Source organism: Nocardia sp. NPDC050406, from assembly GCF_044459025.1.
Lineage (GTDB): Bacteria > Actinomycetota > Actinomycetes > Mycobacteriales > Mycobacteriaceae > Nocardia.
In genome coordinates this window covers 658,187-683,351 of record NZ_JBITIM010000004.1, presented here as the reverse complement: position 1 = coordinate 683,351, position 25,165 = coordinate 658,187, and the positions used below count along the sequence as shown (strand labels likewise).

At 68.6% G+C, this 25,165-nt stretch carries 23 protein-coding genes; 8 read left to right on the top strand and 15 right to left on the bottom strand.

All coding sequences use genetic code 11. From position 1 onward, the window contains the following. Positions 1-515: 515 nt before the first annotated feature. The 5 genes from ACIBH2_RS31825 to ACIBH2_RS31805 form a co-directional block, all read right to left on the bottom strand. A complete protein-coding gene (locus ACIBH2_RS31825; protein ID WP_397124229.1) occupies positions 516-1,340 on the bottom strand; it encodes a hypothetical protein in 825 nt (274 codons plus the stop codon). A 13-nt stretch (positions 1,341-1,353) separates the two neighbouring features. Next, positions 1,354-2,118 (bottom strand): hypothetical protein, encoded by a 765-nt coding sequence (locus ACIBH2_RS31820; RefSeq protein ID WP_397124227.1) that lies wholly within the window; start codon positions 2,116-2,118, stop codon positions 1,354-1,356. Positions 2,119-2,303: 185 nt separating this feature from the next. Beyond that, positions 2,304-3,494 (bottom strand): hypothetical protein, encoded by a 1,191-nt coding sequence (locus ACIBH2_RS31815; protein WP_397124225.1) that lies wholly within the window; start codon positions 3,492-3,494, stop codon positions 2,304-2,306. 204 nt (positions 3,495-3,698) lie between these two features. Continuing rightward, positions 3,699-5,321: a chaperonin GroEL gene (groL, locus tag ACIBH2_RS31810; RefSeq protein WP_397124223.1), complete on the bottom strand. Its 1,623-nt coding sequence runs from the start codon at positions 5,319-5,321 to the stop codon at positions 3,699-3,701. Between the two features lie 180 nt (positions 5,322-5,501). After that, positions 5,502-6,233, bottom strand: a complete 732-nt coding sequence (locus ACIBH2_RS31805; RefSeq protein WP_397124221.1) for a Clp protease N-terminal domain-containing protein — start codon at positions 6,231-6,233, stop codon at positions 5,502-5,504. A 564-nt stretch (positions 6,234-6,797) separates the two neighbouring features. Here ACIBH2_RS31805 and ACIBH2_RS31800 point away from each other — a divergent pair. Then, positions 6,798-7,628 (top strand): hypothetical protein, encoded by an 831-nt coding sequence (locus ACIBH2_RS31800; RefSeq protein WP_397124219.1) that lies wholly within the window; start codon positions 6,798-6,800, stop codon positions 7,626-7,628. On the opposite strand, the gene ACIBH2_RS31795 is transcribed toward ACIBH2_RS31800, so the two are convergent. The 8 genes from ACIBH2_RS31795 to ACIBH2_RS31760 all read right to left on the bottom strand — a co-directional run bounded on the left by ACIBH2_RS31795 (position 7,629) and on the right by ACIBH2_RS31760 (position 15,600). After that, positions 7,629-8,714, bottom strand: coding sequence for an NAD(P)/FAD-dependent oxidoreductase (locus ACIBH2_RS31795; protein ID WP_397124217.1), 1,086 nt, complete (start codon positions 8,712-8,714; stop codon positions 7,629-7,631). It lies immediately after the preceding gene. A gap of 64 nt (positions 8,715-8,778) precedes the next feature. Continuing rightward, on the bottom strand, positions 8,779-9,690 hold the full coding sequence (locus ACIBH2_RS31790) for an RNA polymerase sigma-70 factor (protein ID WP_397124215.1): 912 nt from the start codon (positions 9,688-9,690) through the stop codon (positions 8,779-8,781). Positions 9,691-9,873: 183 nt separating this feature from the next. Further along, positions 9,874-10,299: a hypothetical protein gene (locus ACIBH2_RS31785; protein WP_397124213.1), complete on the bottom strand. Its 426-nt coding sequence runs from the start codon at positions 10,297-10,299 to the stop codon at positions 9,874-9,876. Positions 10,300-10,469: 170 nt separating this feature from the next. Continuing rightward, positions 10,470-11,438, bottom strand: a complete 969-nt coding sequence (locus tag ACIBH2_RS31780; RefSeq protein ID WP_397124211.1) for a helix-turn-helix domain-containing protein — start codon at positions 11,436-11,438, stop codon at positions 10,470-10,472. Between the two features lie 406 nt (positions 11,439-11,844). Beyond that, positions 11,845-12,198, bottom strand: coding sequence for a UBP-type zinc finger domain-containing protein (locus tag ACIBH2_RS31775; protein ID WP_397124209.1), 354 nt, complete (start codon positions 12,196-12,198; stop codon positions 11,845-11,847). Beyond that, positions 12,198-13,685, bottom strand: coding sequence for an ATP-binding protein (locus ACIBH2_RS31770; protein ID WP_397124207.1), 1,488 nt, complete (start codon positions 13,683-13,685; stop codon positions 12,198-12,200). The genes ACIBH2_RS31775 and ACIBH2_RS31770 overlap by 1 nt, the downstream gene beginning before the upstream one ends. 9 nt (positions 13,686-13,694) lie before the next feature. After that, positions 13,695-15,368, bottom strand: a complete 1,674-nt coding sequence (locus ACIBH2_RS31765; protein ID WP_397124205.1) for an FAD-dependent oxidoreductase — start codon at positions 15,366-15,368, stop codon at positions 13,695-13,697. Positions 15,369-15,420: 52 nt separating this feature from the next. Continuing rightward, positions 15,421-15,600 carry a hypothetical protein gene (locus ACIBH2_RS31760; protein ID WP_397124203.1) on the bottom strand — a complete coding sequence of 60 codons (180 nt, stop codon included), beginning with the start codon at positions 15,598-15,600 and terminating at the stop codon, positions 15,421-15,423. 231 nt (positions 15,601-15,831) lie between these two features. Between ACIBH2_RS31760 and ACIBH2_RS31755 the strand changes: the two genes are divergently transcribed. Next, on the top strand, positions 15,832-16,281 hold the full coding sequence (locus ACIBH2_RS31755; protein ID WP_397124201.1) for an SRPBCC family protein: 450 nt from the start codon (positions 15,832-15,834) through the stop codon (positions 16,279-16,281). A 54-nt stretch (positions 16,282-16,335) separates the two neighbouring features. Continuing rightward, positions 16,336-17,019, top strand: coding sequence for an SIMPL domain-containing protein (locus ACIBH2_RS31750; protein ID WP_397124199.1), 684 nt, complete (start codon positions 16,336-16,338; stop codon positions 17,017-17,019). Positions 17,020-17,025: 6 nt separating this feature from the next. Here ACIBH2_RS31750 and ACIBH2_RS31745 read toward each other — a convergent pair whose 3' ends face one another. After that, complete coding sequence (locus tag ACIBH2_RS31745; protein ID WP_397124197.1) at positions 17,026-18,054, bottom strand: beta-ketoacyl-ACP synthase III; 1,029 nt, start codon at positions 18,052-18,054, stop codon at positions 17,026-17,028. Positions 18,055-18,254: 200 nt separating this feature from the next. Between ACIBH2_RS31745 and ACIBH2_RS31740 the strand changes: the two genes are divergently transcribed. The 4 genes from ACIBH2_RS31740 to ACIBH2_RS31725 all read left to right on the top strand — a co-directional run bounded on the left by ACIBH2_RS31740 (position 18,255) and on the right by ACIBH2_RS31725 (position 22,657). Continuing rightward, on the top strand, positions 18,255-18,527 hold the full coding sequence (locus ACIBH2_RS31740) for a GlsB/YeaQ/YmgE family stress response membrane protein (protein WP_397124195.1): 273 nt from the start codon (positions 18,255-18,257) through the stop codon (positions 18,525-18,527). Between the two features lie 161 nt (positions 18,528-18,688). Then, on the top strand, positions 18,689-19,405 hold the full coding sequence (locus ACIBH2_RS31735; protein WP_397124321.1) for a phosphatidylserine decarboxylase: 717 nt from the start codon (positions 18,689-18,691) through the stop codon (positions 19,403-19,405). Further along, positions 19,405-20,307 carry a CDP-diacylglycerol--serine O-phosphatidyltransferase gene (pssA, locus tag ACIBH2_RS31730; protein ID WP_397124193.1) on the top strand — a complete coding sequence of 301 codons (903 nt, stop codon included), beginning with the start codon at positions 19,405-19,407 and terminating at the stop codon, positions 20,305-20,307. The genes ACIBH2_RS31735 and pssA overlap by 1 nt, the downstream gene beginning before the upstream one ends. Positions 20,308-20,446: 139 nt before the next feature. Then, on the top strand, positions 20,447-22,657 hold the full coding sequence (locus ACIBH2_RS31725) for an AAA family ATPase (protein WP_397124191.1): 2,211 nt from the start codon (positions 20,447-20,449) through the stop codon (positions 22,655-22,657). Between the two features lie 15 nt (positions 22,658-22,672). Here ACIBH2_RS31725 and ACIBH2_RS31720 read toward each other — a convergent pair whose 3' ends face one another. Then, positions 22,673-24,022, bottom strand: a complete 1,350-nt coding sequence (locus ACIBH2_RS31720; RefSeq protein WP_397124189.1) for an FAD-dependent oxidoreductase — start codon at positions 24,020-24,022, stop codon at positions 22,673-22,675. Between the two features lie 91 nt (positions 24,023-24,113). On the opposite strand from ACIBH2_RS31720, the gene ACIBH2_RS31715 reads away from it, so the two are divergent. Beyond that, positions 24,114-25,106, top strand: coding sequence for a helix-turn-helix transcriptional regulator (locus ACIBH2_RS31715; RefSeq protein ID WP_397124187.1), 993 nt, complete (start codon positions 24,114-24,116; stop codon positions 25,104-25,106). The last annotated feature ends 59 nt before the right edge of the window (positions 25,107-25,165 follow it).

Sequence of the window (25,165 nt, the reverse complement as noted above, 5' to 3'; positions counted from 1 at the left end):
ACACCCACACGGGGGTGTAAGCGCCGGAACCAATAAATAATTGGCACTGACATTCATCGACACACTATTGAGTTCTCAAAGAACACACGCACACAGAACTTCACGGGCTCTTTGTCCCGGTCGGTCTCTGAGGCAACTTTTACAGCTTAGCTCAGCCGTTCCAGCAGAACCAAATCCGCTGGTCAGGTCGAACCGTGTGATCATCAGGCGCTCCTCGTACGACCTCGTTTCCAAGGGGCTTCGCTGGGCCGTCTGAGAAGTCTCAGTGGCTCGGCGTCTCGGCCCCTGGTCGGTGTCCGTGTCGCTCTGACCTGGAATAAGTTACGTGGATGCGAATGCAGTGTCAAATCGGCTGGTCAGAGGCCCAAAGCCGCGTTCGTGCATTCGCCGTGTGGTGTTCGGGCCGATGAACTCGCGATGAAGTCCGTCAAACAATGCGACCGGTCGCCATCAATACGCCGAAGGGTCGGTACACCCGAATAGGTGAACCGACCCTTCGCTATGTTCCTACGCGCTCAGAACCCGGCGCGTTGGACGAATTGCTTCGCCGCGTCCGCGTTGCTGAAGCCCGACATCGAGAAGTAGAGATTGCTCGACGGGATGAAGACCTCCAGGGCGGCGCTGCCGTTCGGATAGGAGGGATCGATCCGCACCAGCTTCGAGCCTTCGTCGGTGGTGCGCTCCGGATGCTGGCTGCTCCAGATGCGCCGCAGCTTCGACGGGTCGGTGTCGATCCAGGCGATCGGATAGTGGTCGTTGTTCTGGTGGTGCATCAGCCCGACGGTGAGGGCGTCACCCGCCGCGATGGTGCCGACGACCTTCTTGGTGAAGGTGTCCATCGTCCCGGTGGGGTCCTTCTCCTTCACCTCGTTCTTCAGCACCGACTGCCGCAGCGCCTCCGGAAAGGCCTGGACGATGGTCGTTCCCTCCGGGGAGAGTGCCGCGGCCTTGGCGGTGGTGGTCGCCTTGGTGGTCGTGGTCGTCGACTTGGTGGCCGAGCTGGTGGACGGCGCGGACTGGGTGGTGGTGGTCGTGACCTTGGCGGCGGTCGCCTCGGAGTCGTCGCCGCTCGTCACGGCGACCAGTCCGACCACGATGACGCCGACCACCGCGATCGCGCCGAGGCCCAAGACGATCGGCGACTTCCACACGGGCGGGGTCGGCCCGCCCGGAGGCGGCGGAGCCCACTGCGGCTGTTGACCCCACTGCGGTTGGCCCTGCGGCGAATGCTGTTGCGGCTGCTGCGGATAGCCCTGCCGCGGCCCGCCCTGCTGCTGCCAGCCCGGCGGCGGCTGCTGCGGCCAGCCCTGCCCCGGCGGCTGCTGCGGTGGATAGTTCACGGGTTCCCCTCCCCTAGAGTCCGGCGCGTTCGGCGAAGGCCATCGCCGAGGTGCGGTCCTTGAAGCCGGATATGACGAAGTACAGCTTGGTGCTGGTGTTCAGGAATTCGAGCTTGATGCCGTTGACGAACCCCTCGTCGATGCGAATGACCCGGGGGCCGTTCTCGCTGAGGTGGTCCTTGCGGACGGTGCGCCAGGTGTCGAGCAGGCCGTTGATATCGGTGTCGATATGCGCCATGGGATAGCGCTGGCGGTCGGAGTCCATCAGCCCGGAGAGCAGTGCGTCGTCCGAGGTGAGCGTGAACTGCGCCTCCACCGTGAAGGTGTCCAGGCCACCGCTGGGCTGATGCTCCTGGATGTCGTTCTTCAGCACCGCCTGCTTCAGCGGATCCGGCAGCGCGTCCACGATGGTCTGCGCCCCCGGCGTCAACCGCTGGGTGGGCGCGGCCTTGGTGGTGGTCGTCGATTTCGTGCTCGTCGCCGCATTCGAGGTGGTCGCCGCGCTTCGCGTGGACGACTCGGTGGTGCTCACCGCGGCCGTGGTCGGCGCGTCGTCGCCGCCCGATACCGCGACGGCGGTCGCGACGACGACAACCGCGAGCACCGCGACGGCCGCGCCGATCAGCACCCCCGGTGATTTCCACACCGGCGGGCGCGGCGGCCCCGGTGGCTGCTGCCCCCAGCCCTGCTGCTGCGGAAAGTGCTGCGGCTGAGCCGAATACGGCTGCCCCTGCGGCGGCATGTTTTGCCCATGCGGCGGCCGCGGTGGATATGTCATGAGATTTCCCCGTCCCTTCTTCGAGCCGGGAGAATCGCCACGGCTCGCGGGGGTGAGCGTACCGAGGCGACGCCCGCGGGTGCGCCGACTACGGGCGCGACGATCACGAACCCTGTGCGGCACAACGACTCTCGACATGCGAAGGCCGGTCCACCTCAGGGTGAACCGGCCCGGTCGAATGCGCGTCAGTAGCGCAGGATCGCGGCGAACTCCGGCGGCCGCGTGGCACCGCTGTCCTTGACGCCGTCGAACAGGTGCGCCATGCGCTCGTGCTCGACGATGTAGACCGTGCCGTCGTCGGAGAGCGTGCGCACCGCGGCGGCCTCGGTCAGGTCGGCATCCGGATGCGCCGGATCGTCGGCCATGAACAGGGTGTCGCTGGGGAGGTCGTAGCGGCCGGGGACGGTGGCGTCGTCGGCGAGCAGCAGGGTGTCGACGCGACCGTTGTAGGAGCTGCGCACGATATCGCCGATGGCGGTCGCCACCTTGGCGCTGCCCTGACCGATGAGCTCGGCCGCCCGGTCCAACGCCGCGCCGCGCTCGCTCTCGAAGGACGGGCGGACGATGTCGTAGGCCTGATCGTGCAGATCCGACGTACTCGCGGCGGCGGGATTCGTCTCCAGGACGCCCGCCAACCGCGCGGCGAGCTTCGAGTTCTTCCTGACATGGCCCGCCAATTCGGCGTCGGCCACCAACACCACCGGGTAGCGGGTGTCGGCGATCCGCCGCTCCACCGCCTTGGCGACCTCGCCCGCGTACTGCTCCAGACCGGCCTTGCGCCATTCGGGGGGCGTGATCCCGTAGGCCTGGGTCCGCGCCGCGATCGGGCTGCCGGTGTGCGGGCGGGAGGCGGGGCTGCCCTGCATCGGGCTCTGATAGTCGTTCTTGCCGCGGGTCTCCCCGACGGAGGGGAACTCCACGCCGGTGTCCTCGGACAGATTGTGGCGGGTGGCCTCGTACAGGTGGGCCTCGTCGGCGGTCACGGTGAGCACATAGAACGAGCCGTCCGCGGCGAGCAGCGGCAGCAGCGGCTTCACATGGAATTCCGGGCCGACATGGGTCTGCGGTTCGAACGCCAGCGGCACCCGGTACTCGCGCAGACCGTCCGGGCCGAGGAAGACCGCGAGCCCTTCGTTCTGGTGCTGCCAGAATTCGTAATCCGAGACGAGGTCGTCGGCGGGGGCCAGCAACGCGTCCGCTTCGGCGGCGGTCATCCCCGCGCCGCGCAGTTTCTCCCGCGACTCGTCGAGCAGTTCCCGGAAGCGCACGGGGTCCTGCAAGGTCTCCTTACCGGCGCGATGGGTCGGCAGGTAGATCGAAACGCCGTGGTCGGGCGCGGCGTCGATGAGAGTGGTCAGATCCGAACGTGTGAACATCGGCAACTCCTCTGGTCCGACGGCGGTGCGGACGGAGCGTGACGATTCCGCCAGCGCGTCCGCCCTCCTGCCCTCGCGCTACCCCGAGCAACGGTCCCGGAAACTCCACCGCGACCGATCTCCGAACCGTGCCGAAACGCCGGAAACCGGCTCACCCGAAGGTGAGCCGGTTTCCGGTTCGAGAGATGGTGCCGGGAGGCGGACTCAGAAGTCCATGCCGCCCATGCCGCCGGTCGGGTCGCCCGCGGGGGCGGCCTTCTCCGGCTTGTCGGCGACGACGGCCTCGGTGGTGAGGAACAGCGCCGCGATGGAGGCCGCGTTCTGCAGAGCCGAACGGGTGACCTTGACCGGGTCGGCGACGCCAGCCGCCAGCAGGTCGACGTACTCGCCCGAGTCGGCGTTCAGGCCGTGGCCCGCCGGGAGGTTCGAGACCTTCTCGGCGACGACGCCGGGCTCGAGGCCCGCGTTGAAGGCGATCTGCTTCAGCGGAGCCGAGAGCGCGACGCGAACGATGTTCGCGCCGGTGGCCTCGTCACCGGTGAGGGACAGCGCGTCCAGCGCCGGGGCCGACTGCAGCAGGGCCACGCCGCCACCGGCGACGATGCCCTCTTCGACGGCGGCCTTGGCGTTGCGCACGGCATCTTCGATGCGGTGCTTGCGCTCCTTGAGCTCGACCTCGGTGGCCGCGCCCGCCTTGATGACGGCGACGCCACCGGCCAGCTTGGCCAGGCGCTCCTGCAGCTTCTCGCGGTCGTAGTCCGAGTCCGAGTTCTCGATCTCGGTGCGGATCTGCGCCACGCGGCCCTTGATGGCCTCCGCGTCGCCCGCGCCCTCGACGATGGTGGTCTCGTCCTTGGTGATGACGACCTTGCGGGCCTGGCCCAGCAGCTCCAGACCGGCGGTCTCCAGGGAGAGGCCGACCTCTTCGCTGATGACCTCGCCACCGGTGAGGATGGCGATATCAGCCAGCATGGCCTTGCGGCGGTCGCCGAAGCCCGGGGCCTTGACGGCGATGGACTTGAAGGTGCCGCGGATCTTGTTGACGACCAGGGTCGACAGGGCCTCGCCCTCGACGTCCTCGGCGATGATCAGCAGCGGCTTACCGGCCTGGATGACCTTCTCCAGCAGCGGCAGCAGGTCCTTGACGGTCGAGATCTTCGAGCCGACGAGCAGGATGTACGGATCCTCGAAGACCGCTTCCTGACGCTCGGGGTCGGTCACGAAGTAACCGGAGATGTAGCCCTTGTCGAAGCGCATGCCCTCGGTGAGCTCCAGCTGGAGACCGAAGGTGTTGCTCTCCTCGACGGTGATGACGCCTTCCTTGCCGACCTTGTCCATGGCCTCGGCGATGAGCTCACCGATGGACGAGTCGCCCGCCGAGATACCGGCGGTGGCGGCGATCTGCTCCTTGGTCTCGACCTCCTTGGCGGTGTCGAGCAGCTTGGCGGTGACGGCCTCGACGGCCTTCTCGATGCCGCGCTTCAGGCCCAGCGGGTTGGCACCCGCGGCCACGTTGCGCAGGCCCTCGCGCACCAGCGCCTGAGCGAGCACGGTGGCGGTGGTGGTGCCGTCGCCAGCGACGTCGTCGGTCTTCTTGGCGACTTCCTTGACCAGCTCGGCGCCGATCTTCTCGTAGGGATCCTCGAGCTCGATCTCCTTGGCGATGGAGACACCATCGTTGGTGATGGTGGGGGCGCCCCACTTCTTCTCCAGCACGACATTGCGGCCCTTGGGGCCCAGGGTCACCTTGACGGCGTCGGCCAGGGCGTTCAGACCCCGCTCGAGACCACGGCGAGCCTCTTCGTCGTACGCAATTGTCTTGGCCATTGCGTTGAGATCCTCCAGATCAGGGGATTGACACGATCTGGCCAGGCTCGGTGCCCGCGACGGACGACCAGGATTACCGGCCTCACCGTCCCGACCTAGCACTCACATGTTGAGAGTGCCAAAGCCATTTCTAGCACTCGCGGATAGGGAGTGCAAGGTCGGGGGGTGCGGCGGGAGGACCTACTTCTCCTTCGCGAGGATCGAGTCCAGGGCGGCGGTGAGATCGGTTTCGAGAGCGGCCTTGTCCAGGCCCAGGCCCGAGAGCAGACCGGTGCCGTCCTCCTGTTCCAGCAGCGCGAGCAGGATGTGTTCGGTGCCGATGTAGTTGTGGCCCATGCGCAGGGCCTGGCGGAAGGTGAGCTCGAGCGCCTTCTTGGCCTGGGCATCGAAGGGGATCAGCGCGGGAACCTCGGCGGCCGCTTCCGGGCGGGCGGCCTCGGCCACGCGCCGCACCGCCTCGACGGAGACGCCCTTGCCGGTGATCAGTTGCACCGCAAGCCCTTCCGGCTGCGAGAGCAGGCCCAGCACCAGGTGGGCGGTGGTGATCTCGGCATTGCTGGCCGAACGCGCCTCCTCCTGGGCGGCCACGACCACCTGGCGGGCGCGCGGGGTGAATTTCGCGAAACCGGCATTCGGGTCCATGGCGGCGGCATCGGCCGGATCGCCGGGAGACTTCGGGACGAAACGCTTCTGGGCGGCCTGTTTGGTGACGCCCATGCTCTCGCCGATATCGGTCCAAGAGGCCCCGGAGCGGCGGGCCTGATCGACGAAGTGGCCGATCAGATGGTCGGCGAGTTCGTCGAGGTGGCCGCCGAGGACGACCGCGTCGGAGAGCTGTTCCAGGACATTGTCGGGGCGGGCCTTCTTGATGCCGTCGATGAGGTCGTCGAGGCGGAGTGAGTGCTGCGTCATGCGTCAACGGTAGGTTGACTATCCGTCACGAGTCAACCATTGGTTGACGATTTCGCTGTGAGCAAACACCGAGCCTGGCACAGTGGTGTGCATGGGAGGGGAGAACCGGTCGCCCGAACGTGGGCGCACGACGGTATTTCACTGGGTACTACGGGGTTTCGGGGTGGTGCTGACGATCGCCTGCCTGCTCGCGGCGGGGCGATTCCTCTGGCCGCAGCCAGGTCCGCAGGAGCAGCCCGGATCTACGTTCCGGCAATTGGCCTTCCTCCGCGACGCTTTGGACAGCGGCGCGGATCGGGAGGCACAGGCGCAGTTCCCCGAGGGCTACGTCTTCATGAACGCGCTCTACGGACTGGCGTGGACGCAGGCGGGACAAGCGGATTCGACACACCGCGAGCAGGCCCTGCGTGAATCCCGGTGGGCGCTGGACAGAGTGGAGTCCGCCGAGGGAAAGGCGATGTTCAGCCTCGCCTGCAACCCGCGTACGGGGTGTTCTGGGCCGGATGGGCCAATTGGCTGCGGGGCTCTATCCTCGCGCTCGGCGGCACCGGAGATATCGAATCGGTGCGGAAGTTCACCGAGGGCAGCGCGGCGCTCGCGGCGGCCTTCGAAGCCTCCGAAACACCGTTCTTGCAGGCCTATCCCGGCCAGGCGTGGCCGGTGGACTCGACGGTCGCCATCGCGTCGCTGCGGCTGCACGACCGGCTGCTCGGCGCACGCTACGACGCGGTGGTCGGGCGCTGGCTCGACGCGGTGCGGACTCGGCTCGATCCCGCCACCGGCCTACTGCCACACCGGGTCTCGGCCCAGGAGGGGTCGATGCTGGAGGGTGCGCGGGCCACATCGCAGACCATGCTGCTGCGCTTCCTCCCGGAGATCGACGCCGACTTCGCGCGCGCCCAGTACGCCGGATTCCGTGCGCGCTTCCTCGCCTACCCGGGCGGATTCGGGCCTGCCATCAGGGAGTATCCGCATGGTCGGGCGGGCAGCGGCGATGTGGATTCCGGACCGCTGGTGGCGGGAATCAGCCTGTCCGCCACCGTCGTCGGCATGGGCGCCGCGCGGGTCAACGGCGATCACGACCTGGCGGCGGCCCTCGGCTCGACGGGTGAGCTGCTCGGTCTGCCGCTGACCCTGCCCGGAACCAAGCGGTACGCCTTCGGCCTGCTGCCGATCGGCGACGCCTTCCTGATCTGGTCCTCCACCGCGCGCCTCCCGAGCGCCCCGCCGCCACCCGCCCTGGACGCGAACCTCCACTGGTGGTGGCGCGCCCCCTGGCTCCTCGTCCTCGCCGTGGTCGCCCTCGCCCCCTGGACTCCACGACTGGTCCGCCGATCAGGGGGAACTGGTGGCGGCGTAACGCGAGTGGCTCCCGCCGTCAGTTCCCCCTCGTGATCACGGACGCGCGGTGCGGGCGGCGCCGCGGACGATGCCTTCCTTGAACCAGGCGGCGGGGCGGCCGGTGAGGACGGTGCCGGTGGGGGTGTCGTCGGGTGCGACGAATTGGATGATGCCGTCGCGGCGGCCCAGGCTGATGCACTGGATGTAGTAGCGGAAGGACAAGGGGGGCGCTGCTTTTCCGTGCAGGGTGGCGGCGATGGCGGTGGCGGCGTGCTTGCCGGTGGGCAGTGCCGTGGCGCAGGCCATGCGCAGGTGGCGGTCGCCCGGGCCGGAGACGACGGCGGCGTCGCCCGCGGCGGAGATCTCCGGGTGCGAGCGGGAGCGCAGGGTGGCGTCGACGAGGATGCGGCCGCGGTCGTCGACGGCCAGGCCGCAGCGGGCGGCCAGGTCGGGCACCGCGAATCCGGTTGTCCACAACACGGTGTCGGCCGCGAGGCGATCACCGTCGGTGAGGGTGACGCCGCCGCGGTCGACCTCGACGACCTTGACCCCGGAGCGCACCTCGACACCCAGCCGGGACAGGGTGCGGGCCGCGTGGGCACGCGCCTTGGCCGAGAGCCAGGCCCCCGGCTCCTCGGAGGTGATCATGGTGATCGCGAGATCCGGTCGCGTCTCGGCCAATTCGGCGGCCACTTCGATTCCGGTCGAGCCGCCGCCGACCACCGCGATCCGGCCGGTGAGGGCGGGCACGCGCGCCACATCCTCAGGGGTCGCGACGGAGTGGGCGTGGTCGGCGACGCCGGGGACGGCGCTGGCATCCCAAACGCTGCCGAGGGCGTAGACCAGCGAGTCGTAGGCGAGGGACTGTCCGTCCTCGAGTTCGACTCGACGGGTGTCGGTGTCGATGTGGACGGCGCGGCCGCGCACGAAGTCGATGCCCTTGGCGGCCAGGCGTTCCCGCAGATCCCAGCGCGCGACCGACTGTCCCGCCACGGCCTGGTGCAGGCGCACGCGCTCGACGAATTCGGCACGGCTGTCGATCACCGTGACCCGCGCACCGCGCACCTTGGCCGCGCGCTTGGCCGCCGACAGGCCCGCGTACCCCGCGCCGAGGACGACGATTCGATGTTCTCCGGTCATGAGAAGTGACTCCTTTCGAGGGCCGATACTTCTCAGACTGGACAGCTCCGCGATCCCTGACGGTTCAGGCTGTGTGCTGTGTCACCGGACCGGGCCCGCGGTCCATTCGGGTGAAGAACCGCATCTTGTCGGGATTCACCACGAGCCGGACGGCGCTGACGAGCCCGTCGGCGATATCGACCGCCGCGACGAGCAGCGGTGCGTCGCCCACCCGGGCGACCACGGCGAGCGCGCCGTTGACCTCTTCGACGGTGATCGTCAGACCCGGGAGGTCGTGCGCCAACAACCCGACGAGGTAGCGGGCCACGCGCGCGCGGCCTTCGATGGGGCGGCGCGCGGCGGTGACCTTGCCGCCACCGTCGGCGACGGAGACGATATCGGCCGCGAACAGGCGCTCCAGGGATGCCAGGTCTCCGGAGCGGGCCGCTGCGAGGAAGCGCTCCAACAGTTCTCGCGCCCGCTCGGGGTCGGAGTCGAAGCGCGGGCGCTCCTCGCGCATCCGCTGGCTCGCGCGCCGGTACAGCTGCTGCGAGTTCGATTCGGACAGTGCCAGCATGTCGGCGATTTCGCGGTGCGCGTAGCCGAAGGCCTCGCGCAGTACGAAGACCGCGCGTTCGGCGGGGGTCAGGCGTTCCAGCAGGGTGAGGAAGGCGAGTGACACCATCTCACGCTGTTCGACCGACTCCAACGGACCCAGTGCGCCGCCAGCGGTCTGCACCGGTTCCGGAACCCACGGTCCCACATAGGTTTCGCGGCGGGCGCGCGCCGAATCCAGCCAGGTGCGACACAGATTGACGACAATGGTGGTCAACCACGCCTCGGGCGAATGGATTTCGCCGCGCGCGGTGCCGTCCCAGCGCAGGTAGGTCTCCTGTACCGCGTCCTCGGCCTCGCTGGCCGAACCCAGCATGCGGTAGGCGAGTGCGAACAGCCGCGTCCGGTGTCGTTCGAATTCCGCCAGGTCCTCGGCGTCCACGTGTGCCCCCACTCTCGGTTTCGCTGTTCGAGTGGGGACGATACGCTGGCGCGCCCGTCGGATGGCTGTGACTACTCGCACCCTCCCGACGGTCCGCCGCGCGACCAACGAACGACCTGGCGACCACTAATGGCGCCCGAGCCCGGTGCCGACGCGGCGAGCCTCGCCGCCTTCGCGCACCGGCTATTTCGCGACGCGGATCGCTTCGCCGACCGGGGTGTCGGTGTAGGACTGGGCGAGGCAGGCGAGCTTGGCCGTGCCCAGTGCCACATTCGGGCTGCCGTCGAGTTCCGAGCCCGGGTTGGCGGCCAGCACCTGGTCGATGACCTGCTTCTGGGTGTCATCGGTGAGGTCGCGGAATTGACCGCAGGTGGTGGCCGCGCCATTGGCGGTGGTCTGTTTGGCCTGCGCCTGGGTGGTCGGCGCGCCCTCGGGCGGCTCCACCAGCGTGAACGAGGTGGAGGTGGGCGCGACGGTGACCGCCGCGGAACTGGTGGTCTGCGCGTTCTGCCGCTGACCGCTCACACCACCCGACTTGTCCGATCCGCAGCCGGACAGTCCCAGCGCCAGCGCGCCGAACGCGCAGGCGACGACCGACATTCGCTTCATACCGTGCTTTCCGAGTGCAGTGTTGCGCGCCGGACCGGCCCGGCGCTCGCAGCAGCGTACCGGGTGGGCGCGCGGCTGGGGAGGGGACCAACAAACAGGACGGTCGCTCCAGGGAATTCACGCAGCCCGATGCCCGCGGGCGGACAGCTACCCCCACCGTGGGCGGGCAGCTACTCCGCGGCGCGGGCGAGACAGCAGGCGCGCCACTCCCGGGGCGTCATACCGAAGGTGGCGCGGAAGCGGCGGGCGAAGTGGGACGGGTCGCGGAAGCCCCAGCCCCGCGCGATGGCCGCTATCGCCCGGTGGTTCAACTCGGGGCGGGCCAGATCGGCGCGGGCGCGCGCCAGTCGCTCGGTGATGATCCACTGCTCGAGTCGGAGATTCGCTGTGGCACAGAGCTTGTAGAGATACCGAACGGAAACGTTGTGGGCGCGGGCGATCGTCTCGGGGCTCAGCCGGGGATCGGCCAGATTCGAGCGCACATACTCGCGGATCTGGGTCAGCAGGATCTCGGTGGGCACCGCGCGTCCGTCGCAAGTGCCCTGCCCGGCCGCCGAGACCAGCAGTGCCCGCGCCAATTCCGTACTCGCACCGCCTATCTCATGCACCGCCGGATCGGCCTCGAGGACATCGGCCGACTGCGCCAAGGTGGCGATATGCCGCGTGACCAAGGGATACAACGGACTGGCCGTCACCCACGGGGCGGCGGCGCGAATGGTTTCCATCGGCAGCGCGAGGCGGTCCAGCGGAACGAAGAGCGCGGTCTGCGCGCCGGGCTCGCTCCAGCCGATGTCGTAGGGCACGTTCATATCCACCAGGAACATCTGCCCGTGCGAGTAGACCGATGCGGCGGCCCCGAATCGACATCGGGTGATGGGTGCCTCGGCGATGGCCAGGGCCAGCATCGGCCCGGGTGCGGTGCGCACGTGTTTCTCGGTGCGCACGAGCCGAAGCCAGGGACTGCGCATCCGGTAGAGCGCCGTCTCGCCCAGTTCCCAGACCTCCATCCGGGCCCGCACGGATTGGCGGTCCGGCGCCGGGATGACGTGTTGCGGACCGGCAGCCTGCCGTACCACTTCCACCACTGCCTCGGCGCGCAGGTCGGAATCGATGCTGTCGGTGTCGAGCAGAATCGTCATGGGTGGGTCTCCGCGACCGGGACAGCCGCACCGTCACGGTCGTACATAGTCGGACCGAAGTCGTACACGCACAGTCGATTATCGGGCCCACCGCGCGCCTATGGTGTCGAAACCAGTTCCTTCGCTGGCTGGTAACAGGGCACCCGGCTCGGATCGGGGACGAGGAAGGCGGGTACCCCCGGGCTATCCGCCGCACGCGACTGCCGACGACGTCATCTGTGCGGCGGATGGTCTCCCGCGCCCCTCCGCCGCGATCGGATACGCGGCGGCCGAAAGGCATCCGACCAGTCCGAGACCGGGGCCGCCCGAACGCCGAAGCATGCGTTCGGACAGACCGGTCGCCTCGAACTCGGTTGGGACAGCTCTATTCGACCGAGATGGACCTGCTCACCCGAGATGCCCCTCCTCAGTTGAGCTGGCTCTGCCAGTCGGCGGGCACCCGATCGCGCGGTCCCGGCACGCTCTGGTCCAGCGGATGATGGTGCGGCGCGGCCAATTCCGGTCCGTCGCCGTACATCTCGTCGGTGGTGTAGTTCCAATACCAGTCCTCGCCCGGCTCGTAGCTCTGCACGAACGGGTGCCCGGTGGACTTGAAATGCTTGGTGGCATGCTGCGACGGGGAGGTGTCGCAGCAGCCCACGTGACCGCATTGGGCGCAGCGCCGCAGATGCACCCACCAACCCTGTGCCGCTTCGCATTCCACGCAACCCGGACCGCTCGGGGCCACGGCGGTATCGATTCCCTCGATCTGCTCCGACATCACGCACCTCCGGTATTCGGTTGCGCCGCCGCGTTTTCCGACGAATCAGCCTCCGCACCCGAGGGCGGAGTGAGCGGCAGCCGGACGATGAAACGGGTATTGCCGGGTTCGGACTCCACACGAATATCGCCGCCGTGCTTGCGCACCACGATCCGGAACGAGATATCGAGCCCCAAGCCGGTGCCCTCGCCCACCGGCTTGGTGGTGAAGAAGGGCTCGAAGATGCGGTTGCGGATCTCCGGCGGCACACCCGGCCCGGTATCGCAGATTTCCACTGCGGCACAGTCGTTTTCGCGACGGGTGCGGACCGTCAGGGTGCCGCTGGCGTGCATGGCGGCAATGGCGTTGTCGATCAGATTCGTCCACACCTGGTTCAGCTCCGCCGCGTAGCAGGGCAGCGGCGGCAGACTCCGGTCGTACTCCTTGACCACCTCGATATCGTCACCGATCTTGCGGCCCAACATGACCAGGGTGCTGTCGAGCAGTTCGTGGATATCGACCACCTGGAACGGGGCCCGGTCCATCTGCGAGTACTGCTTGGCGGCATTCACCAACGACGAGATGCGCGTGGTGGAATCGGCGATCTCGTTCATGAGCAGTTCGGTCTCGACGGTGTAGTTGAGCCACCGGATCGCGCCCTCGAAGACGCCGTCGCTGCATTCGTTCAAGGTGCCGTGCACCTTCTCCAGCCAGTCGACATCGAATCCGGCCTGCACGAAATTGGGCGCGAGATCCCAGCCGTTGGCGACACCGTGCTCCTCGAGCCAATCGCCGAGTTCGTCCTCGCGATCGGCGGCCTCCAGCGAGGTCAGCGCCGGGGCCTTGGCCACCTGCGCGGCCGCCTCCTCCTGCAACTGCACCATGGCCTCGAGGGTCTTGGAGTCGAATTTGCCGCGCGCCATCATCTTCAGCTTGTGCCGCATCCCGCCCACGCGCTCGCGCAGCGAGGAGGTGGCCCGCACCGCCGCCGCGGCCGGATTGTTCAGCTCGTGCGTCAGGCCCGCCGAGAGCGATCCCAGCGCCAGCAGTCGCTCGCGCTGGCCCAGGATCTCCTGCGAATTGCGGTTGCCGAAGAACACGCCCTCGAGCAGGTGCAGGGCCATCGGGAACCATTCCTGCACCATGCGGGCGAAGGTGCCCGCGTCCAGTACGAAGAACTTCGACGGCCGGGTCACGTAGAAGGATCCGCTGTAGTTCTGGTCGACCTTGTCGCCCATGTACGCCGTCCACGCGCCCGCGTAGGAGCCGTGGTGGCTGGTGCGCACCAGTTCGATCTCCTCGCCGCCGGACATCTTGGTCAGCACGACCTCGCCGTCCATGAGCACGTAGAAGCAGGTGGCCGGATCGCCTTCCCGGAACACCGGTCCCGGTTCGAAGTGCTCCACCCGGCCGTCGCGGCACAGCCAGGCCAGCTGTTCGTCGTTCAACTTCTCGAACAGGAACAGCTCGCGCAATTCGTTGGGGTCACAGATCAATTGGGTGCCCATCGCGGCCTCCTACTGTTTCGCCAGGTAGCGGTGCACGAGCATGACGGCCATGGCGCCCTCGCCCACCGCCGACGCCACGCGCTTGGCCGAATCGGAGCGCACGTCACCGGCCACGAAGACGCCGGGGACGCTGGTCTCCAGATGCCCGGGCGGGCGCGGCAGCTCCCAGCCCGCCGGGCGGTTGCCGTCGACCATGAGGTCCGGCCCGGCCACCACGTACCCGTGCTCGTCGCGGGTCACCACACCGTCGAGCCAGTCGGTCTCCGGGGCCGCGCCGATGAACAGGAACAGGCGCTCGGCCTCCACCTTCTCCTCGGTGCCGGTCTTGTTGTCGCGCAGCACGATTCGTTCCAGATGATCGTCACCGTCGACGGCCACGACCTCGGTTCCGGTGTGCACCTTGATATTCGGGATGCTCTCGATCTGCTGGATCAGGTAGTGCGACATGGAGGCTTCCAGTCCGCTCCCCCGCACCAGAATGTGCACCGTGCGCGCGTTGCGGGACAGGAACACCGCCGCCTGGCCCGCCGAGTTCGCGCCGCCGACGATGTAGACGTCGCGCTCGGCGCAGTCGGCGGCCTCGGTCATGGCGGAGCCGTAATAGACACCGCGTCCGGTGAATTCGTCCACACCCGGCGCGGGGTGGTGGCGATAGTTGACGCCGGTCGCGATGAGTACCGCGTGCCCCGCGACATGCCCGCCGTCAGCGAAGCGCACCACGCGCGCCGAACCACAGGGCTCCAGCGCCTGCACCTCGCGCGCGGTGATCAGCTCCGCGCCGAACTTCACCGCCTGCCGCCGCGCCCGGTCGGCCAGCTGCGCACCGGAGAGTCCGTCCGGGAAGCCCAGGTAGTTCTCGATGCGCGAGCTCTGCCCGGCCTGGCCGCCGGTCGCGGTGCGCTCGACGAGCACCGTCCGTAGTCCTTCCGACGCGCCGTAAACCGCCGCGCCCAGACCGGCCGGTCCGCCACCGACCACGATGAGGTCGTAGAAGTCGCCCGACGGGTCGGTATTGAGGCCCACGCTGGCCGCCAATTCCGCATCGCTCGGCCCGAGCAGCGCCTCGCCCGTGGGGTTGATGACCACCGGACACTGATCCTCGGTGGCCCCCGCGGCTGTCAGCAGCCGCGAACCCTCCGGTTCGTCGGCCAGATACCAGCGATACGGCAACTGGTTGCGCGCCAAGAACTCCCGCACCTGCGAGCACCGGGCCGACCAGCGATGGCCGACCACCTTGGTCTCGGTCACCGGCCGATGCGCGTCGGAGCGCCACGCCTCCAACAGCGCGTCGATCACCGGGTAGAGCTTCTCCTCCGGCGGATCCCACGGCTTGAGTAGGTAGTGGTCGAGATCGACCACATTGATGGCCTCGATGGCGGCATTGGTGTCGGCGTAGGCGGTCAGCAGCACGCGCCGGGCGTGCGGATGCAGGTCCATGGCCTGCTCGAGGAATTCGATGCCGTCCATACCGGGCATGCGGTAGTCGGCGATGAGTACCGCGACCGGCTGGCCGCGCAGTTTCAGCTCGCGCAGGGCATCGAGCGCATCGGAACCCGAATCCGCCCGCAGAATCCGATAATCCGCCCCGTAGCGGCGGCGCAGGTCGCGCACCACCGCGCGAGAGACGCCAGGATCGTCGTCCACGCTGAGGATCGCCGGTTTCACGGCAGCAGGTGAGGTCACCTAACGAGTATGGACGTCGGCGTCAACTCGGCTGTCGCTGTTCGCCATCGGCTCACAGGCGATGCTGCTGTACCAGGTTGAGTTCGGATGGGGTGAGCAACCGCTCGAGGCGCTCCTCATTGGGCGGCTTGGTCCGCTGGCCGATCGCGGACGACTTGTCGTCGGTCTCCGGAGGAAGCAGGGGCACCCCCTTGTGTCCCTGCCTGCGGTGAATGAGCGAGCGCAGATTCACGGCCGATCACCTCACGTTTCTCAGTCGGAAGCTGGAGGCTGTGTCTTGCTTCGTCTATCCGCCATTGTGCGCTGGTTATTACGTGCTCGGTGAGCACCGCACCGGAATGTGATCTAGTTGATTTTCAGTGTTCGGCCCTCTGTTCGATTGCACAGGCCACAACGGGGCTGATTAGGATGAGTGCAACTCGTGGTCACAGACCTTGTCGTCACAGCTCTACCGGAGGCAGCGTTGCCGAAGAATCTCGAAGCCAGCATCGATATCGCGGCCCCGCCGGAACAGGTCTGGAACGTCGTCTCGAATCTGAAGCGCATGCCGGAGTTCAGTCCGCAGACCCTGCGCATGCAGCCGATCGGCAAGATTCGCACCGGCACCTGGACCATCAACTTCAATACCGATGGCAAGGCCTACTGGCCGACCACCGCGCGCGTGGTGCGGTTCGAGCCGAACAAGGCGATCGCCTTCAAGGTCAACGAGAATCGCACCATCTGGAGCTTCACCCTCGAGCCCACCGCCACCGGCACCCGACTGGTGCAGCGGCGCGACTGCCCGAACGGGACCACCTGGTTCTCCCGCACCTCCATCGAGAAGGCCATGGGCGGCGAAGCGCGCTTCGAGGAGCTGCTGGTGACCGGCATGAACGAAACCCTCGGCCGGATCAAGGCCGTCGTCGAGAAGTAGCAGTCCCGCGTTTCTACCGGTGCGGGCGCGGCGCGATGCGTAGGTTCGCTGGGTATGCGACGAATGACAGGCTTGTGCGCCGCGACCGCTGGCGTCGCGCTGCTGTTGACCGGCTGCGGTAGCTCGGATACCGACCACGATCGCGACGTGACCGTCGTCGGCACCGGCGAGGTGCGCGGCGCGCCCGATGTGCTCAATGCCGATCTCGGCGCGCAGGTCACGGCGGCCGATGTCTCCACCGCGGTGGACGATGTGAATGCCAAGGCCACGGCCATGACCGACGCCATGGTCGCGGCGGGGGCCGAGCGGGAGGACATTCAGACCAGCGAGCTGTCCGTGCAGCCGGAGTACGGGCCGGAGGGCCGGACCATCACCGGCTACCGGGCCAGCAACTCCGTGCACGTGGTGGTGCGCGATCTGACCAAAGCGTCGGCGATTCTCGACGCCGCGGTCAAGGCCGGTGGCAACGACACGCGCATCAGCAAGGTGTCTTTCAGCCTCGAGGACAACTCCAAGTTGCTCGGCGATGCCCGGGCCCGCGCCTTCGACGACGCGAAATCCCGGGCGCAGCAGTACGCCGATCTGGCGGGGTTGAAACTCGGCGACGTCGAGACCATCACCGAGGACACCAGCGGGGGCAATTTTCCGATGCAGGCCGATGCCGCACCGGAATTCAAGCTCGAGCCCGGACAGCAGACGGTGACACTCACCGTGAATGTCACCTGGAACCTGAAGTAGCCCTTACTACTTCCAGTTCGGGAGCGTCACCACCTGGGCGGCGTAGGACAGACCCGCGCCGAAGGCGATGAGCAGGGCGGTGCCGCCGGGCTTGGCATCGCCGTTGCGCAGCAGCGCTTCCATGGCCAAGGGAATCGAGGCGGCGGAGGTGTTGCCGCTCTCCTCGATGTCATTGGCCAGTGCGCAGTCGTCCGGGAGTTTCAGGACGCGGGCCATGATCTCGATGATCCGGCCATTGGCCTGATGCGGGATCATGGCGTCGAGTTCGTCGACGGTGATTCCGGCGCTGTCCACCGCGTCGCGGCAGACCTTCTCCAACGAGTGTGCGGCCCAACGGAATACGGCCGTGCCCTCCATGGCGAGGTAGGGTCGCACCGCGTCGGTGCCCTTCTCCTCGATCTCGGTGAAGAACTCGATCCAGTCCTTGTCCTGGCGAATCGCGTGGTGCTGGGTGCCGTCCGAACCCCAGACGGTGGGGCCGATGCCGGGCTCGTCGGACGGGCCGACCACCACCGCGCCCGCGCCGTCGGCGAAGAGGAAGGCCGTGGACCGATCGGCGGGATTGATGGTGTCGGTGAGCTTTTCGACGCCGACCACCAGCACGTGCCGGGCGGTGCCACCCTTGATCAGATCCGAGGCCAGGGCCAGTGCGTGGCAGAAGCCCGCGCATCCGGCCGAGATATCGAAGGCCGCGGCGCCGGTGATGCCCAGGTCGGTGGCGACCTGCGGGGCGGCGGCCGGGGTGAGCAGCAGCCAGGTCGAGGTGGCCACGATGACGCAATCGATCTGCGTCGCTTCGATTTCGGCGGCCTCGATGGCATCCCGTGCGGCGGCCACACTCATGCTCTTGACGGTTTCGTCATCCCCCGCGAAGCGGCGGGTCTTGATCCCCGAGCGGGTTCGGATCCATTCGTCACTCGAATCGATCGGTCCCGCGACCTCGTCATTGGTGACGACCCTTGCCGGGCGATAGACGCCGAGCCCAAGGATCGCGGTGTGCTCTGCCCCTCGAATCGAGGCAAGTCGAGCCGCCATCTTCTTCTCCTACCGCGTCGTGCTGTCCTTCATCGGGTCCCCCACCGTCGGCCTTTGGACGCAGACATGAGGCAACCTCATATTAGCCGGAACGGACCGGTACGCGAGTGCGTATTCTGACAATCGAAGGGTATTGCCAAATGGGCTGCGTCGAGACCCATCGACCGGTTCACAAGTTCCTCGAACCAAGGGAGAACAGCATGCTCGGCCTCGGCATCATCGGTTGGATCATCATCGGCGGCATCGCCGGATGGATTGCCAGCAAGATCATGAAAACCGATGCTCAACAGGGCATCATCCTGAATATCGTCGTCGGCGTGGTCGGCGGCCTACTCGGCGGCTGGATCCTCACGCTCTTCAATGTCGACGTCGAAGGAGCTGGCATCATCTTCAGCTTCCTCACCTGTCTTGCCGGAGCGGTGATCCTGCTGTGGCTGGTCAAGCTGGTGACCGGCCGCCGCGCGGGGGTCTGAGACCCGGCTCACAGGGCTCCGGGGCGGCACGGCGCCGCCCCGGGGCTTTCGTGCGTGCCGATCACCCTTCCGACAGCGGAGAACGCGAGCGGCGCGCGGCATTCCCGTAAGGTGTGAGCGCGGTCCCTGACCGCCCCTGTCCGCGCATGAAAGAGGAGCTTGTGGCCCGCCGTCCCACCCCGCCCGGCACCCCCGAAACCACCGGCCTGGCCCATGTGGCCGACCTGGTTCGCGCCGCCATCCCGCCGCTGCACCCCGCCGGGCTGCCGTTCGTCGCCGCTCCACTGGCCGTGGCGGCGCTCGGCTACCGCCGCAAGTGGGTGCGCCGCACGGGACTCGCGGCCGCCGCGGCCTGCGCCACCTTCTTCCGGCATCCGCACCGGGTGCCGCCGAACCGCGCCGGAGTGGTCGTCGCGCCCGCCGATGGTGAGGTGGCGCTGGTCGACACCGCGGTGCCGCCCGCCGAACTCGGGCTGGGCGATCAGCCGCTGCCGCGCGTGAGCATCTTCCTGTCGGTGCTCGACGTGCACGTGCAGCGGGTGCCGGTGGGCGGTGTGGTCACCGAGATCGCCTACAAGAAGGGGCAATTCCTCTCCGCCGATCTGCCCGACGCCAGCGAGGCCAACGAGCGCAACTCCATGGTGCTGGAGACCGACGCGGGGCAGCGCCTCGTGGTGGTGCAGATCGCCGGGCTGCTGGCGCGGCGCATCGTCTGCGAGGCCAAGGTCGGCGACAAGCTGAGCATTGGCGAAACCTATGGACTCATCCGGTTCGGCTCCCGCGTGGACACCTACTTCCCCGCCGGGACCAGCCTGCTCGTGAACCCGGGCCAACGCACGATCGGCGGGGAAACGGTGCTGGCCGAACTGGATTCGTGATGGAGCAGCTGGCACCCCTGCCCGACAACACGCGCCGCCGGAATCGCACGGTGCGGCTGCTGCCCAGCATGGTCACCATCCTCGGGCTGTGCTCGGGGCTCTCGGCGGTGAAGTTCGGCATCGAGGGCAAGTTGGGGATCGCGCTGGCGCTGGTGGGCGCGGCCGCCATCTTCGACATGCTGGACGGTCGGCTGGCCCGCATGCTGGATGCCACCACCAAGATGGGCGCGGAGCTGGACTCGCTCTCCGATGCCATCGCCTTCGGCGTCGCGCCCGCGCTGGTGCTGTACGTGACCTTCCTGCACGCCGACAGCGTGGGCTGGATTCTGGCGCTCATGTTCGCGGTGTGCATGGTGCTGCGGCTGGCGCGGTTCAACACGCTGATGGACGAGGACAACCGGCCGGACTGGCAGCGGGAGTACTTCACCGGGGTGCCCGCGCCCGCCGGTGCGCTCATCGTGCTGCTGCCCATCGCGCTCTCCGAGCAGTTCGGCGACGGGTGGTGGGTGAGCTTCCCCGCCGTGGCGGCGTGGACCATCTTCACCGGGCTGCTGTGCGTCAGCACGCTGCCGACGCTGGCCGTGAAGTCGGTGTCGGTCGCGCCCCGCACCGCGCCGATCCTGCTGGTGCTGGTGGCGCTGGCGGCGGCGCTGCTGGTGACCTACCCGCTGATCCTCATGATGGCGCTGGTGGTCCTGTACCTCGGCCACATCCCCTTCGCCGTCCGGTCGGCCCGCTGGGTGGCGGCGCGGCCGGAGACCTGGCACCACAAGCCCGCCGAGCGGCGGGCGCAGCGCAAGGCGCAGCGACGGATGCGGCCCATCGGGCGGGTGTCGTCGGCGCGGTTGCGGTTGCGGCGGCCGGGTACGCGGCAGCGGTACCCGGAGGACATCAAGCACTGACACCGAGAATCCGAGACTCGGAATTCGACGCCGCGCGGTCTGGACCGCGCGGCGTCGGTCGTTTGCGGGTGGTGCGGGAAGTCTTGGAAATGGTGCGGGAATTCGTGGGCGGGGTGTGCGGTGGGGTGGTGCGGGCACAATGGGGTGCGTGCCGGAACTTGCTTTGACCGCCCGCTTGAACACCTCGGCCGCCGATGCGCGGCGGGGGCTGGTGCGGTTGCATCCCGAAGCGCTCGCGGCCTTGGGGCTGCGGGAGTGGGACGGGATCGGCCTCGTGGGGTCGCGGCGGACCACGGCGGTGGTGGCGGTGGCTCCGGCGGGGACGCCCACGGGGGTGGCGTTGCTCGATGATGTGACGCTGTCGAACGCGGGGGTCAAGGAGAGTTCGACGGTGGTGGTCGCGCCGGTGACCGTCTATGGGGCCAAACAGATTTCGGTCATGGGATCGGCGCTGGCGGCGGGGACCATTCCGGAGGCGACGCTGCGGCAGGCGCTGCTGGGCAAGATCGTCACCGTGGGCGATACGGTCTCGCTGCTGCCGCGCGATCTGGGGCCGGGAACCAGCACTTCGGCTGCGACACAAGCCTTGTCGCGAACCTTCGGGATCGCGTGGACCTCGGAGTTGCTCACCGTGACCGCGACCGATCCCTCGCCGGGGCCGGTGAGTGTGCAGCCCAACAGCGCGGTGGTGTGGGGGCCCGGGGTGGCGGCGACCGATCGGCCGCTGGCCATGCGCGAAGGCGGGGCGGATTCCGGGCGGGTGCCGGAGACGGCCGCCGCGCCGGTGATACCCCTGGCCGATCTGGCCGGAGTGCAGGCGCAGGCGGCCAAGCTCACCGAGTGGCTGAATCTCGCGCTGGACGAGCCGGAACTGCTGAGAACCCTTGGCGCGCCGTCTCATCTGGGCGTACTGATCTCCGGACCGGCGGGGGTGGGCAAGGCCACGCTGGCGCGGGCGGTGGTGGCGCCGCGACGGCTGGTGGAGTTGGACGGGCCGTCGGTGGGCGCGACGGAGAGCGGGACGCGGCTGCGCGAAGTGGGGATGGCGGTGGCCGAAATCTGTTCGGGCGCGGGGGGCGTGCTGTTGATCACCGATATCGACGCGCTGCTGCCCGCCGAGGCCGAGCCGGTGGCCACGCTCATTCTCGATCAGTTGCGGGCGGCCGTGGCCGCGCCCGCGGTGGCCGTGCTCGCCACCACCGCGCATCCCTCCCGGGTGGATCCTCGGCTGCGCGCACCCGACCTGTGCGACCGCGAGGTGACGCTGCCGCTACCGACCGCGACCGTGCGCACCGCGCTATTGGAGCAACTGCTGCGCAAGGTGCCGACCGACGGCCTGAAACTCGACGAGATCGCCGCGCGCGCACCGGGTTTCGCGGTGGCTGATCTGGCGGCGTTGGTGCGGGAGGCTGCCTTGCGGGCGGCCTCACGGGCGAGCCGGGACCACTCCGATCCGGTGCTGCTGCACGAGGATCTGCTCGGCGCGCTGAAGGTCATCCGCCCACTGTCGCGCTCCGGCTCCGAGGAACTCGCCATCGGCAGTCTGAGCCTCGACGACGTGGGCGATATGACGGAGACCAAACAGGCGCTCACCGAGGCGGTGCTGTGGCCGCTGCGGCATCCGGATTCCTTCGCCCGCTTGGGCATCGACCCGCCGCGCGGGGTCATGCTCTACGGTCCGCCCGGCTGCGGCAAGACCTTCCTGGTGCGGGCGCTCGCGGGTACCGGGCAGCTGAGCGTGCAGGCCGTGAAGGGCGCCGAACTCATGGACAAATGGGTCGGCTCCTCCGAGCGCGCGGTGCGCGAATTGTTCCAGCGCGCCCGCGATTCCGCCCCCGCGCTCATCTTCCTCGACGAGATCGACGCCCTCGCACCCCGTCGCGGCCAGAGCAGCGATTCCGGCGTCACCGATCGTGTGGTCGCCGCCCTCCTCACCGAAATGGACGGCGTCGAACCCCTCCGCGACGTGGTGGTGGTGGCCGCCACCAACCGCCCCGACCTCATCGACCCCGCCCTCACCCGCCCCGGCCGCCTCGAGAAACTCATCTTCGTCCCACCCCCCGACGCCGCCGCCCGCGCCGAAATTCTCCGCACCGCAGCCAAATCCGTCCCCCTGGCCCCCGACATCCGCCTCCGAGCCCTGGCCAAGGATCTCGAAGGCTACTCGGCCGCCGACTGCGCCGCCCTCCTGCGCGAAGCCGCCCTCGCCGCCATGCGCCGCGACGTCCACGCCGCCGACGTCACCGCCGAAGACCTAGCCGCCGCCCGAGCCGCGGTCCGCCCCTCCCTCGACCCAGCCCAGGTCGAATCCCTACGCCTGTACGCCGAACAGCGAACTACGGCAGGCTGATTCGACCTCGACCTGTCAGCGCCGCAGCCGGGCGGCCGCGGCGAGGATCGGGGTGGCCAGGGTGGTGGCGGCTGCGCCGAGGGGTGTGTCGGTGGCCAGGATCAGACGGACGGTTCTCATGGCGAGGGTGAGGACTTCGCTGCCGCGCTCGCGCATACCGGCTTCGAAGAGGTGCACGGCGTCGGGGACGGTGGTGGTTCCCGAAGCGGCCGCCACGAGGTGGTCGACGAGGCTGGCGGCGTCCCGGATGGCCGCGCCCGCGCCCATGCCCGCCGTGGGTGGGGTGGCGTGGACGGCGTCGCCGAGGGCGGTGATGCGAGTCGCTGGCCAGGGGGCCAGTTCCGCCGCTCGGGTGGAGGCGGCGTTGAACCGGTATGCCGCGACGGTGGAGGGGTCGGCACGAGCCATGACTTCGAGAGTGCGCTCGGCCCAACCCAATTCGCGGAACCGCATCAGCAACGCGTCCAGCAACTCCGCACCACGCAGTTCCCGCAGCGCGAGTGTCGCCGCGGACTCCGGAAACATCGCACCCCAGATATAGGTCGGCCCGGTCGTCACCGACATCCGCAGTTCCGGAGCATCGAGCGCCGCGTTACCCACCGGATCGAGAAATCCGATATACAACGCGGCCCCGTGGGCCCCCACCGCCAACCCTGACCGCAACCCAAGCCTCTCCTGCTCAGCCCCCCTCAACTCCGCACGCGCAGTCCGCCCGGAAAACCCGATAATCCCCGCCGACCGACTGGTCGGCCCACCCGCGAGGTGCCGAGCCACCACCGAATGCGTCCCATCCGCCCCCACAACGAGATCCGCCGAAACCGCCGACCCATCGGCGAACAACACCGTTGGCACACAACCGTTTTCGTGAACCACGCCGCAGACGCGACCACCGCCCGCGCTACCCAGAACACCATCGGCCCCACTGCCACTGGCGCGCACGCGGTAGTCGTTCTCGGACGCGTGGGCGGTGCCGCATTCGCCTACGCCCGTGACGGTGCGGCCGAGGTGTAGGTCGGGGCCGACGGCCTCGGCGAGCAAGGTGCGCAGGGTTATTCGGTCTATATCGAGGCTTTGGCTCGCGGCGAGGTCGGGGCCGTGGGCGAGGAGGCGGCCGTGGCGGTCCCACCAGGCGTCGCGGTCGCGGAGGTGCAGGGCTGAGGCGGAGGCTCGCAGGCGGCGCATGGTGTGGGGGTCCACCAGGGTGGCGAGGGCGGATTGGGCTCGGGCGTCGAGGGTGATGTGGTAGCCGCCGGTGGCGGTCAGGTCGGTGTCGCGGTCGTGGACCGCGACGTCGAAACCTCGGCGGCGCAGTCCGGCTCCCAGGGCGAGGCCGCCGATTCCGCCGCCGACGATCACTACGCGCATATTCGAATTCCCTTCCAGCGGTGCTTGGACGGGCCCACTGTGGCAGCGGTACCGGACATCGAGTGGCCGGTACCGGTGGCAGGATGCGGTCGTGGCTAGTACCTCGTATCGGGCGTTGCGGCTGGTGTCTCTGCTCGGGTCGGGGCGGGTGTGGCCGTTGCGGGAACTGGCGGCGCGCCTGGAGGCGAGCGAGCGGACGGTGCGGCGGGATATCGAGACGCTGCGCCGACTCGACTATCCGATCATCACCGTCCACGGGCCGGATGGCGGCTACCGCCTCGGCAGCGGGCATACGTTGCCGCCCTTGGTGTTCGACCACGATCAAGCCATGGCGGTGGCGGTGGCTCTGCAGACCGCGCCCGCCACCATGCTCGGCCTCGGCGACGACGCGGCGCGCGCCTTGGCCACGCTGCACCAGGTCATGCCCCCGAGCCTGCGCGCGGCCATGGAGTCCCTACGCCTGACCCGTTTGCGCAACTACTGGGAATTCCCCGGTCCCCCAATCGATCCGGCCGCGCTCACCACCGTCGGCGCCGCGGTACACCGCCGCCACGAACTCGCCATCGAGACCCTGCGCCCGGACGGCACTCGCCCCGACCCGGGCGACCCCGACTTCCACCCGCCCCGGCGCGTGGAACCCCATCACCTCGTCGTCTGGGCCGCCCGCTGGTATCTGGTCGCCTACGACCCGGCCGACGACCAGTGGCGGGTGCACCGCGTGGACCGACTCCACCCCCGCCCCACCACGCACCCCTTCACCGCCCGCGAGCTGCCGACCGACAACCTCGCCCATTTCGTCATGAGCACCCACGACCGCGCCGACACCCTGGCCGCCTGGGACTGCACCGGCTCCGCTCGCCTCGCCCTGCCCGCCCACATCGTGGCCCGCTGGGCACCGGGCGGCTCCGTGGTGGAACACCTCGACGACGAACACTGTCGCCTGACCCTCGGCGCGTGGTCCTGGGCGGGGATCGCGGGAATTCTCGCCACCTTCGACACCGAACTGACCGAGTTGCGTCCGCCCGAACTCGTGCGGGCGTGTCGTCGTCTCGCGGATCGATGGGCCACGCTGGCGCGAGGTTGAAGAAAGTACCAGCAGACCGATTGGTCTCTTATGGAATTCCGTCAGCAAACTCGATACAC